Raw genomic sequence first — 11,441 nt, forward strand, 5'->3', positions numbered from 1 at the left:
AAAGTCTGCCACGGGCACCTCCGGCCCGCAATCGCCCAGGCCCACGTCGCGCGTGTTCGTGGTCGCGCCCGGACTACCGGTACGGTTGGTGCCGTGACCGGTCGCATCGCCATCGATGACACCGCCCCGGCCGTCGCGGGCGGATATCCGGCCAAGGCCGTGGTCGGCGAGGTGGTGCCGGTACGAGCCGTGGTGTGGCGCGAGGGCCACGACGCGGTGGCGGCCACTCTGGCCGTGCGCGGACCGGACGGCGGACGCACCCAGCGGATCCGGATGGCGCCCGAGTTCGAACCCGATGTCTTCAACGCGGTCTTCACCCCGAATACGCCGGGGCTGTGGACCTTTCGCGTCGAAGGCTGGGGCGATCCGATCACCGGGTGGCGGGCCGCGGTCGAGGCGAAACTCGCCGTCGGCCAGAGCGCGGCGGATCTGGCCAACGATCTCGAGATCGGTGCCCGGCTGTTCGAACGGGCGGCCCAGGCGGTGCCGAAACGCCAGTGGGAGAAATTGCGCGCCGCCGCGGCCGCGCTGCGCAGCGATGCGCAACTGCCGGCGCGGGTGGCACCCGCCTTCAGCGCCGAGGTGGCCGAGATTCTGCGCGAGACGCCGCTGCGCGATCTGGTGACCCGCGGTCCGGCCCACACCGTGCTGGTCGAGCGGCGGCGAGCGCTGGTCGGCTCGTGGTACGAATTCTTCCCCCGCTCCACCGGCGGCTGGGACGCCGACGGAAATCCGGTGCACGGCACCTTCGCCACCGCGACGAAAGAACTGCCACGCATCGCGGCCATGGGTTTCGATGTCGTCTACCTGCCGCCGATCCACCCGATCGGAACGGTGAATCGCAAGGGCCCCAACAACTCTCTGACCTGCGGTCCCGATGATTTCGGTTCCCCCTGGGCGATCGGCTCGGCCGAAGGCGGCCACGACGCCGTCCACCCGCTCCTGGGGAGCGAGGCGGATTTCGCCGAATTCGTCCGTGCCGCAGGCGAACTCGGTCTCGAGGTGGCGCTGGATCTGGCGCTGCAGTGCGCGCCCGACCACCCGTGGGTGCGCAGCCATCCGGAATGGTTCACCACCCTCCCCGACGGCACCATCGCGTTCGCGGAGAATCCGCCGAAGAAATATCAGGACATCTACCCGCTGGATTTCGACAACGATCCGGACGGGCTCTACGCCGCCGTCCTGGGCGTCGTGCGGCACTGGATCGCCTTGGGAGTCACCATCTTCCGGGTCGACAATCCGCACACCAAACCGGCCGACTTCTGGGAATGGCTCATCGCGCAGGTGCGCCGGACCGATCCCGACGTGATCTTCCTGTCCGAGGCATTCACCCGCCCGGCCCGGCTCTACGGTCTGGCGCGGCGCGGATTCTCCCAGTCCTATACCTATTTCACCTGGCGCACCGGCGCCTACGAACTGGCCGAATTCGGTCGCGAACTCGCCGCCAAGGCCGACGAGGCCCGGCCCAATCTGTTCGTCAACACTCCCGACATTCTGCACGAGAGCCTCCAACACGGCGGTCCGGGCATGTTCGCCGTGCGCGCCGTGCTGGCGGCGACGCTGGGTCCGAGCTGGGGTATGTATTCCGGCTTCGAACTTTTCGAGCACCAGGCGGTGCGTCCGGGCAGCGAGGAATATCTCGATTCCGAGAAGTACCAGTTGCGCCCGCGACGATTCGCCGAGGCCGCGGCCCGCGGCGAGTCGCTGGAACCGTTGATCACCCGGCTGAACGAGATTCGCCGAGCCCATCCCGCGCTACAACAATTGCGCTGCATCGCCTTTCACCACGTCGACAACGAGGCACTGCTGGCGTACTCGAAGATCGACCCGAGCTCCGGAGACGCGGTGCTGGTCGTGGTCAACCTCAACCCGTTCGGCGCCGAGGACGGGATGATCTCGCTCGACATGCCGGCCATCGGACGCGAATGGCACGACCGGCCGACGGTCCACGACGAGATCAGCGGCGAGGAATACCACTGGGCGCAAACCAATTACGTGCGACTCGACCCCGTGCGCGCGCCCGCTCACATCCTCGCCCTCCCGGCGGTCTCCGCGGCCGCGCGCACCGAATCGGCCTACCGCAGGACCTTCCGGTGACCGCAGGCCGGACCACGGCACGGCGGCCGCGCCGATGAATCGGCGCGATCTGATGTTGCTGGCCGCCGGTACCCACACCGACCCGCACACGGTCCTCGGCGCGCATCCGCATCCGGACGGTACGGTGATCAGAACCCTTCGCCCCCATGCCGATTCGGTGTCGGCGCGCATCGGCGGCGTCGACCATCCGCTGCGCCCCATCGGCCACGGGGTCTTCGAGGGCGTGGTCGAATTTCCGGATCTGTGGGACTACCGCCTGATCGTGTCGTATCCGGGCAGCCGGACCGTGCTGACCGCCGACGGATACCGCTTCCTGCCGACCGTCGGCGAACTCGATCTGCACCTGCTCGGCGAAGGACGACATCGGCGGCTCTGGGAGGTACTCGGCGCCCATCCACGCCGCTACACCACCCTCGACGGCGAGGTCACCGGCACGTCGTTCGCGGTATGGGCGCCGAATGCGCGCGGCGTGACCGTCTTCGGCGATTTCGACAGCTGGAGCGGAACCAGTGCACCGATGCGCCGGCTCGGATCGTCCGGGGTGTGGGAGGTGTTCGTACCCGGCGTCGCGGCGGGCACGCGCTACAAATACCGCATCCACGGCGCCGACGGACGGATCGCCGACCATGCCGATCCTCTCGCCTTCGCCGCCGAGACCCCGCCCGCGACGGCGTCGGTCGTCGCAGACGCCGGCTACCGGTGGACCGATCAGGACTGGTGCGCCACCCGTGCCCGGCGCGACCCCACCCGCGAGCCGATGAGCGTCTACGAGGTTCATCTCGGCTCGTGGCGGCCCGGGCTGGACTATCGCACCGCCGCCGAACAGCTCGCGGAATACGTTCGGGCCCAGGGCTTCACCCACGTCGAACTGTTACCCGTGGCGGAACATCCCTTCGGCGGCTCCTGGGGTTATCAGGTCACCTCCTACTACGCACCGACCGCTCGCTTCGGCTCCCCCGACGATTTCCGCGCCTTCGTCGACCACCTGCACGCCCACGGGATAGGTGTCATCCTCGACTGGGTTCCCGGCCATTTCCCGCGCGACGAATGGGCCCTGGCCCGCTTCGACGGTACCGCCCTCTACGAACATCCCGATCCTCGCCGCGGCGAGCAATTGGAATGGGGCACTTACATTTTCGACTACGGCCGCAACGAGGTGCGCAACTTCCTGGTCGCCAACGCGCGGTTCTGGCTCGAGGAGTTCCATATCGACGGGCTGCGCGTCGACGCCGTCGCCTCGATGCTGTACCTGGACTATTCGCGTCCACCGGGCGGCTGGGAGCCCAATGTGCACGGCGGACGGGAGAATCTGGAGGCCGTCGCCTTCCTGCGCGAGTTGAACGCCGCCGTCCACGCCGATCATCCCGGCGTGGTGACCATCGCCGAGGAATCCACCACCTGGCCGGGCGTCACCCGGTCCACGGAGGTCGGCGGGCTGGGCTTCACCCTGAAATGGAATATGGGCTGGATGCACGACACCCTCGGCTACTTCGGACGCGATCAGGTGCATCGCAGCTGGCACCACAACGAGATCACGTTCTCGGCGGTCTACGCGTGGAGTGAGAACTATCTGCTGCCGATCAGCCACGACGAGGTGGTGCACGGCAAGGGCACGCTGTGGACCCGCATGCCCGGCGACGACTATGCCAAGGCCTGCGGTGTTCGCGCGTTGCTGGCCTATATGTGGGCGCACCCGGGCAAACAGCTGCTGTTCATGGGCCAGGAGTTCGGCCAGTTCCGGGAGTGGTCACACGATCGCGGACTGGACTGGGACGAACTCGCCAACCCCCTGCACGACGGTATCCGCGCTCTCGTCGCCGATCTCAACACCGTCTATCGCGCCCACCCCGCGCTGTGGACCCAGGACACGGCGCCCGGTGGCTACGCCTGGATCGAGGCCGACGACCACGCGCACAACCTGCTCGCCTTCCTGCGCTACGGCACCGACGGCTCGGTCATGGCCTGCGTCTTCAATTTCTCCGGCGTCGAACACCGCGACTACCGCATCGGCCTGCCGGCGTCGGGCACCTGGCGCGAAATCCTCAACACCGACGCCACCTCGTACGGCGGCAGCGGCACCGGCAACCTCGGCGCGGTATCGGCATCCGCCTGCCCCTGGCACGGCCGGCCCTATTCGGCGGAGGTCACCTTCGCCGCCAACAGCGCGATCTGGCTGACCCCGATCACCACCGCAGCATCGGCAACGGATGATGCAGCGCGCACCGCGTTGCGTTCTCGGCGGTGACGATCGGATGGGCGGCGCGCACGGTCGCCCCGGGCTCAGAACTTCCAGGGCGCCGGCAGATCCGGGACCACACACCCATAGGTGTGCTCGATCGACACCGGGGTGCCGCGAACCGTACCGTGCGCACGCAACTCCACGGGGTAGTACCGGAAACAGCGAACTCCGGAATCCGAATCGGGTAACGCCAGTTCGGCATCGGCCAGATATGCGCACGCGGCGGCGGCCTCGGGATGTGAGCCGCCGGTCGGATCGCAGGTCAACGTGACCGTGCGAGGCGAGCGATCGGGTTCGGTGCGGGTGAAGATCAATTGGGTGGCCGCATCATGGGCCGCGGCGCTGCCCACCGGCATCAGCACTGCCGCGGCGCATGCGGCACCGATCAGACCACGCATCGTCGCCTTCACATCGGCCTCCCGTCCCCGCGCCGACGGCGGATTCCGCCGGCGCCTGCGCCGATTATCGGTCGTCGCGGACGATCGGTCGACCACCGCGACGACCGGCGTGGCTCAGTACGGTGCCGGGCTCAGTACAACGCCGTCGCCAGCTTGCGCCGGGCCGCGACGACCACCGGATCGGCGGTGTCGAACAGCTCGAACAGTTCGACCAGGCGAGTGCGCACGCGGTTGCGGTCGTCGCCCGCGGTCCGCTTGATCAACCCGATCAGCCGATCGAAAGCGGCCTCGGGCTGCTGGTTGAACAGTTCGGCATCGGCGGCGGTGAAGGCGGCGTCGATATTGCCGGGATCGGCGTCGGCCACCGCGATCGCATCGGCCGGCAGCTCGCGGGCACGGCCGAAGAACCGCACCTGGCGCAGCGCCGCCTTGGCTTCCTCGTTGGCGGGTTCGGCGGCCAGAATCGCCTCGTAGGCTGCTTCGGCCCCGGCGATATCACCGCGATCGAGCGCCTCTTCGGCGGCCACGAACCGCGGATCCTCGGGCACGGGCGCCTGGCCTTGGTCGTCACCGGCGCCGGGGAGTTTGCCCCGCACCGCATCGACGACCGCGGCCAGCCACTGCTTGACCTGTTCCTCGGGCTGCGAGCCCTGGAAGTCGGCCAGCGGCTGCCCGGCGGCCACCGCGATCACGGTCGGAATGCCCTGTACCCCGAAGGCCTGCGCGATCCGCATATTCGGCTCGGCCTCGATGGTGGCCAGCTCCCAGCTGCCCCCGGCGCTGCCGACCAGCCGCTCGAAGAGCTTGACCAGTTCGACACTTCCCGGGCTGCGCTGCGAATACAGGACGACGACAACCGGCACCTCGAGCGATCGCCGCAGCACCTTGGTCTCGAAATCGGCCTCGGTGACGGCGTGATCGCCCGGGACGTCCGTGGCGGCCGGCTGTTTCAGAGCGGAGAGATCCACCGCGCCGGACATGGCAGCGGCAGCGGCGGGCGAGGGACGACGTGCAGCAGGTCGAGTCACGACATCCAGTTTGTCACGACGCGGCGGGCGCCGGGGCCGCGGCCGGGCTCAGCTCTCCCAATTGTCCGGTCCGAATCGCCCAGCGCTCGAACCACACCGAGGAGAACGGCACCACCGACGAGACGAGCCCCAGCAGGATCGTCTTACCCGGCCATTCGTATTCGCGCCACGCCAGCAGCAGGCTCACCGCGTACAACACGAAGATGAGCCCGTGCAGCATGCCGAACACCATCACCGGCCAGGTGATGGGTTCGGGCAGCCGCTTGAGCACGGAACCGAGCAGCAACAGCGCCCACGACGGCGCTTCCAGCAGTCCGAACAGACGCACCCGCTTGGCCACGGTGCTCACGTCGAAGAATTCGCCCATGGCCACCATTGTGCCCAACGACTACGCAGCGTCGTAGTAGGTGTGGGTCATGCCACAGCGCGAATCGAGGTCAGACGCGGACGATGAGCGCGTCGCCCTGGCCGCCGCCACCACACAGCGCCGCCGCACCCACACCGCCACCGCGGCGCTTCAGCTCCAGCGCCAGATGCAGCACGATCCGCGCGCCCGACATGCCCAGCGGGTGACCGATCGCGATCGCACCACCGTTGACGTTGACCTTCTCCGGATCGATCCCCAGCTTGCGGGTCGAGGCGATCCCGACCGCCGCGAAGGCCTCGTTGATCTCCACCAGATCCAGATCCGCCGGGGAGATACCTTCCTTCGCGCAGGCTTTCGCGATGGCGTTGGCGGGCTGGTCCTGCAGCGTCGAATCCGGACCGGCCACCACACCCGCGGCCCCGATCTCGGCGAGCCAGCTCAACCCCAGCTCCTGGGCCTTGGCCTTGCTCATCACGACCACCGCGGCCGCACCGTCGGAAATCTGCGACGCCGACCCCGCGGTGATGGTGCCGTCCTTGGCGAAGGCCGGGCGCAGCTTGCCCAGCGACTCCACCGTCGTATCCGCGCGCACGCCCTCGTCCTCGCTCACCACGATCGGATCGCCCTTGCGCTGCGGCACCGACACCGGCACCACCTCGTCGGTGAACACACCGTTCTTCCACGCCGCGGCCGCCTTCTGATGCGAAGCGGCGGCGAACGCGTCCTGCTCGGCGCGGCCGATCCCGTCACCGGCGTTGCGGGACTCGGTCAGCGCGCCCATCGCCTGGTCGGTGAAGATGTCGTGCAGCCCGTCGTAGGCCATGTGGTCACGCAGGGTCACATCACCGTATTTGAAGCCCTCACGGGACTTCTCCAGCATGTGCGGGGCCCGGCTCATCGACTCCTGACCACCGGCCACCACGATCTCGTACTCACCGGCGCGAATCAGCTGATCCGCCAACGCGATCGCGTTGATACCCGACAAACACACCTTGTTCAGCGTCACCGCCGGAACATCCATCGGAATACCACCCGCGACCGCGGCCTGACGCGCCGGAATCTGGCCCGCACCCGCGGTCAGCACCTGACCCATGATCACGTAGTCGACCTGCTCAGGCGCCACCCCAGCCTTTTCCAGCGCCGCCTTGATGGCGAAACCACCCAGATCCGAACCGGAGAACCCGGACAACCCACCGAGCAGCCGACCCACCGGAGTACGGGCGCCGGAGACGATGACAGAGGTGGTGGCCACGATGAACCTCGCTTCTCACATTCGGGGACGCAGCGGCGTGCCGCCCTCGTACTCGGCGACGGGCCGCTCTCGTACTCAACGGTAACCCTTCCCGTCCCGGCAGCTCCAGGTAGGTGCGCGCTACCTTCGTAGAGTGAGCACTACCGATACGTCCGCTTTCATTCCCGCCGATTACGTCATCGCCGTCGATCACGTCGGCGTCGCCGTGCCCGATCTCGATACCGCCGTGGCGTGGTATTCGGACAATCTCGGCATGGTCGAAACCCACCGTGAGGTCAACGAGGCCCAGGGCGTGCACGAGGCGATGCTGTCGCTGCCCGGTTCCGGCGACGACGCCACTGCTCTGCAGTTGCTGGCGCCACTGAACGAGGAGTCCACGATCGCCAAGTTCATCGACCGCAACGGCCCCGGATTGCAGCAACTGGCCTACCGCGTGACCGATATCGACGCGGTAGCTACTTTCCTGCGAGGCCGCGGCGTCCGTTTGCTGTACGACGCTCCCCGCGCCGGAACCGCGAACTCGCGGATCAATTTCATCCACCCCAAGGATGCTGGCGGTGTGCTCGTCGAACTAGTCGAACCGGCCGCGAATCCTACTCACTAGTACCGCGATCCGGCCACGGAAACAGTTCATAACGACATTCGCAGTCGACTCACCATGGTGGGTCGACAGGCTGTAGTTTGTGGGGCATGTCGTCCACTGAGCCCGATCGCAATCGCTTCGTCGCGTTGCCTTTCACGGTAGTACGTAAAGGCTACGACCGTGACGAAGTACGCAATTACTTCGACCGTTTCGATGCCGAGCTGAGGGTCACCGCAACAGATCGCGATGCCGCCGCCGCTCAGGCCCGTAACCTGGCCGCCCAGCTGGAGGACGCCCGCGACGAGATCGATGAGCTTCGCAAGGAAGTAGATCGCCTGTCGGTTCCGCCCACCACCGCGGAAGGCATGAGCGACCGAATCTCCCGGATGCTGCGATTGGCATCCGACGAGGCGTCCGAGGTCCGCGCACAGGCGCAGGCCGAGGCTGCCGAGATGATCTCCATCGCGGAGCAGCAGGCCACCGAGATGCGTGGCAAGTACGAATCCCTGCTGGCCGAGACCAAGGAGAAGCGCGAGGCGCTCGAGGTCGAATTCGAGCAGACGCTGTCGAACGCGCGCGCCGAGTCGGCCAAGATCGTCGAGGCCGCCCAGGCCGATGCCACCCGCATCACCAAGGAGGCCGAGGCCAAGCGCAAGGCCGCCCAGCAGGACTTCGAGGCCACGATGGCCGAGAAGCGGACCAAGCTCACCAAGGCCATGGAGGAGCTGGAGGCATCCAGCCGCTCCGACGCCGCCCAGCGCATCAAAGAGGCCACCGACGAGGCCAACCGCCTGGTCACCTCCGCCACCCAGTCCGCCGATCGCAAGATCGCGCACGCCAAGGAACTGGCCGAGGAGATGCGCGTCCTGCGCGGCCGAGTTCTGGCCCAGCTGCTGGGTATCCGCGGCCAGCTCGATTCGGTCCCGGCCATGCTGGCCGCGGTCAACCGCGAGAGCGAGCTGCTCGACGGTACACCGGAGCAGCGTTCGCTGTCCGGTAAGCAGTCCGGTTCCGGCCGGCAGAAGGCCATCCCCGAGGTCAAGGCGGAAGACGAAGAGTCCGTCGACGAAGAGCGCGAAAGCGCCGAAGTCTCGAGCTGACAACACGCGCCACCCCCTCAGGGCGACACATTCACCACCCGTTTCGAGGCCGCTCCCGCACCGCGGGGGCGGCCTTCCCTATGCCCGCACCCAGGGCCGGGTTACGACCAGCGCCGCGTGATCGTGCGGGTATGGCGCCCGCGCCAGCAACCGGAATGCCAATGGCGACGGTCGTTTTCGCCGCCGTCGGCCGGCCACGCCACGATATGCGCTGTGCCGGGCGGGATCTCGTGATCGCAGCCCGGACATCGGTAGGTCTTCACCGCACGGGAGCCCGGGATCGTGCGCACCACGAAGGTTTCCGCGCCACCGCGCCCGTCCTCGGTGCGCCCGAAGACGTCACCGATGGGCCGCGGTTCCCGAGGGAGCCGCGACGATGTCGGACGGGGTTTCCGGCGTGGCACGAGCCGCCCTCAGAACAACCGGAATTCGGTGCTGTCGGTGCCGCGCAGGGCGTCGTAATCGAGTGTGACGCAGCGGATCCCGCGATCGGTCGCCAGGGTCCGCGCCTGCGGTTTGATCTGCTGTGCCGCGAAGACACCGGTGACCGGTGCCAGCAGCGGATCCCGGTTCAGCAATTCCAGATACCGGGTGAGCTGCTCCACCCCGTCGATCTCGCCCCGGCGTTTGATCTCCACCGCCACCGTGGCGCCGGCGGCGTCGCGGCACAGGATGTCCACGGGACCGATGGCCGTCATGTATTCGCGGCGGATCAGCGTATAGCCGTCACCCAGCGTGCCGATGTGTTCGGCGAGCAGCTCCTGGAGATGGGCCTCGACGCCATCCTTCACGAGCCCGGGGTCCACGCCCAGTTCGTGCGCGGAGTCGTGTTCGATGTCCTCGACAGTGATCCGCAGCTCCTCACCGGCTTTGTTGGTCACCACCCAGAGCTGGGAGCCGTCGGGCATCGTCTCGACATCGGTCTCGCGCTCTTCCATCCAGCAGGGCGGGCTCATCCAGTTCAGCGGCTTGTAGGAACCGCCGTCGGAATGCACCAGCACCGAGCCGTCCGCTTTCATCATCAGCAGCCGGCGGGCCATCGGGAGATGTGCGGTGAGCCGACCCACGTAATCGACCTGGCAACGAGCAATCACAAGGCGCACCGGTCGAGTTTAGGCCCTCGCCGAGACCGCTTGCGCGCGGGGCGATCAGCCGACGAGCAAGATGTATCCGAGTACGGCCGCGATGACGAGCAGACCCGTCTCGAACCGGTTGAGCCGGTGTGCGCGGGCATGACCGCTGCGCAACAGCAGCCACCCGGTGAGCAGTCCGATCGTCAGGGCGATCAGATGCCCGACATTGGTGAAGGTGTGGCCCATGACGACGCCCGCGACGGCGACGGCACCGAGCGAGATGGCCCATGTCGGTCGCCACTTGGCGGGCAGAACCACCATCAGCGAACCGATGACCGCCAGCGCGCCGTAGCTGACCCCGACGTCCTCGGCGAGGGAGATACTCGTCGGCAGCCATTTCACGCTCACCGCCACCCACAGGCCGCCGGCGACGAGGAGTGTGGCGCCGATATGGCCGGCGATGAAGATGCGCAGCAGCGACAGGGCGCCGAATCGCCATTCCGCCAGAATGAGCAGACAGACCAGCAGCGGGATGAGCAGTGCGCCCGCGGTGCCGTCACCGATCACGAACGCACTGGAGAACAGGGTGCCGAACCGTCCGGCCAGCAGATTGTGCAGATTGGTGCTCGCATGCTGGATGACGCGGGTCTGCTGCGTATCGCTGAGTACCGACACCAGCACGGTCACCGCGATGAGCAGGGCGCCGTAGCTGTAGGTCATCGGCAGCTTGAATCGATCCCGCAGCGTGAGGGAACGGCCGGCCTGCGCGGGGCCGGACTCCAGTGCTGACTGTGTGGCCGGCTCCTGGAGTAGAACCATTCCGATCACCTTCCGCTACCAGACCGGTACCGATTGCACCGGGTCGACACCATCCATGATCCCGATCGATCCCCCGAATGGTGTCAGGCTTACTTAGGAAAGTCCTGTGAACCCGGGGATACCCACCCGAACCGATCCCATTCGCCCGAAAATCCGCCGGGCGAGTCGCAAGTCGACTCGGCCGGCGACGCACGCATGGACCCGACCGGGTCCGTATATGGGTAAGGCCCCCAACCTGCTGGTTGGGGGCCTTACCTGAATGTATGTTCCGGCGGTGTCCTACTCTCCCACACCCTGTCGAGTGCAGTACCATCGGCGCAGGTGGCCTTAGCTTCCGGGTTCGGAATGGGACCGGGCGTTTCCCCACCGCTATAGCCGCCGTAACTCTATGAAACTATCCACACAGTTGTGTGTTGTTTCAGATACCGCACAGTGGACGCGTAGCAGCTTTGTTGGTAAGTCCTCGGCCTATTAGTACCAGTCAC

General features: G+C 67.2%; 11 protein-coding genes and 1 rRNA gene. 4 read left to right on the forward strand and 8 right to left on the reverse strand.

Annotated features, from left to right (window positions below; translation table 11 throughout):
• Positions 1-93 precede the first annotated feature (93 nt).
• Positions 94-2,097: an alpha-1,4-glucan--maltose-1-phosphate maltosyltransferase gene (locus tag A5789_RS24290; RefSeq protein ID WP_064907101.1), complete on the forward strand. Its 2,004-nt coding sequence runs from the start codon at positions 94-96 to the stop codon at positions 2,095-2,097.
• Positions 2,098-2,131: 34 nt separating this feature from the next.
• Positions 2,132-4,342 carry a 1,4-alpha-glucan branching protein GlgB gene (gene glgB, locus A5789_RS24295; RefSeq protein ID WP_082940918.1) on the forward strand — a complete coding sequence of 737 codons (2,211 nt, stop codon included), beginning with the start codon at positions 2,132-2,134 and terminating at the stop codon, positions 4,340-4,342.
• Between the two features lie 35 nt (positions 4,343-4,377).
• Here the strand turns inward: glgB and A5789_RS24300 are convergent, their stop codons facing one another.
• The 4 genes from A5789_RS24300 to A5789_RS24315 all read right to left on the reverse strand — a co-directional run bounded on the left by A5789_RS24300 (position 4,378) and on the right by A5789_RS24315 (position 7,381).
• Complete coding sequence (locus A5789_RS24300) at positions 4,378-4,746, reverse strand: SSI family serine proteinase inhibitor (protein ID WP_146098814.1); 369 nt, start codon at positions 4,744-4,746, stop codon at positions 4,378-4,380.
• A gap of 119 nt (positions 4,747-4,865) precedes the next feature.
• On the reverse strand, positions 4,866-5,714 hold the full coding sequence (locus A5789_RS24305) for a tetratricopeptide repeat protein (RefSeq protein WP_063012269.1): 849 nt from the start codon (positions 5,712-5,714) through the stop codon (positions 4,866-4,868).
• A 61-nt stretch (positions 5,715-5,775) separates the two neighbouring features.
• Entirely contained in the window at positions 5,776-6,129 is a 354-nt protein-coding gene (locus A5789_RS24310) for a DUF3817 domain-containing protein (RefSeq protein ID WP_051756420.1), read from the reverse strand.
• 70 nt (positions 6,130-6,199) lie between these two features.
• Entirely contained in the window at positions 6,200-7,381 is a 1,182-nt protein-coding gene (locus A5789_RS24315) for an acetyl-CoA C-acetyltransferase (protein ID WP_063012271.1), read from the reverse strand.
• Positions 7,382-7,514: 133 nt separating this feature from the next.
• On the opposite strand from A5789_RS24315, the gene mce reads away from it, so the two are divergent.
• Both mce and A5789_RS24325 read left to right on the forward strand, forming a co-directional pair.
• A complete protein-coding gene (mce, locus tag A5789_RS24320; protein WP_030516129.1) occupies positions 7,515-7,985 on the forward strand; it encodes a methylmalonyl-CoA epimerase in 471 nt (156 codons plus the stop codon).
• Positions 7,986-8,071: 86 nt separating this feature from the next.
• Complete coding sequence (locus A5789_RS24325) at positions 8,072-9,064, forward strand: hypothetical protein (RefSeq protein WP_064907103.1); 993 nt, start codon at positions 8,072-8,074, stop codon at positions 9,062-9,064.
• 101 nt (positions 9,065-9,165) lie between these two features.
• On the opposite strand, the gene A5789_RS38065 is transcribed toward A5789_RS24325, so the two are convergent.
• From A5789_RS38065 to rrf, 4 genes are all read right to left on the reverse strand, one after another.
• Positions 9,166-9,468 (reverse strand): hypothetical protein, encoded by a 303-nt coding sequence (locus A5789_RS38065; RefSeq protein ID WP_064907105.1) that lies wholly within the window; start codon positions 9,466-9,468, stop codon positions 9,166-9,168.
• 9 nt (positions 9,469-9,477) lie between these two features.
• Positions 9,478-10,167, reverse strand: a complete 690-nt coding sequence (nucS, locus tag A5789_RS24335) for an endonuclease NucS (protein ID WP_063012275.1) — start codon at positions 10,165-10,167, stop codon at positions 9,478-9,480.
• Positions 10,168-10,212: 45 nt separating this feature from the next.
• Complete coding sequence (locus A5789_RS24340) at positions 10,213-10,956, reverse strand: rhomboid-like protein (protein ID WP_030516133.1); 744 nt, start codon at positions 10,954-10,956, stop codon at positions 10,213-10,215.
• 266 nt (positions 10,957-11,222) lie between these two features.
• Positions 11,223-11,339, reverse strand: a 5S ribosomal RNA gene (gene rrf / locus A5789_RS24345).
• Positions 11,340-11,441 lie beyond the last annotated feature (102 nt).

Source organism: Nocardia sp. 852002-51101_SCH5132738, assembly GCF_001665695.1.
GTDB lineage: Bacteria > Actinomycetota > Actinomycetes > Mycobacteriales > Mycobacteriaceae > Nocardia > Nocardia nova.

What these genes read in the sequence shown, in the direction of transcription:
- A5789_RS24325 (WP_064907103.1), top strand. Translation starts at nt 8,072, where the DNA reads ATGTCGTCCACTGAGCCCGATCGCAATCGCTTCGTCGCGTTGCCTTTC.
- glgB (WP_082940918.1), top strand. Translation starts at nt 2,132, where the DNA reads ATGAATCGGCGCGATCTGATGTTGCTGGCCGCCGGTACCCACACCGAC.
- A5789_RS24305 (WP_063012269.1), bottom strand. Translation starts at nt 5,714, where the DNA reads ATGTCCGGCGCGGTGGATCTCTCCGCTCTGAAACAGCCGGCCGCCACG.
- A5789_RS24310 (WP_051756420.1), bottom strand. Translation starts at nt 6,129, where the DNA reads ATGGGCGAATTCTTCGACGTGAGCACCGTGGCCAAGCGGGTGCGTCTG.
- A5789_RS24340 (WP_030516133.1), bottom strand. Translation starts at nt 10,956, where the DNA reads ATGGTTCTACTCCAGGAGCCGGCCACACAGTCAGCACTGGAGTCCGGC.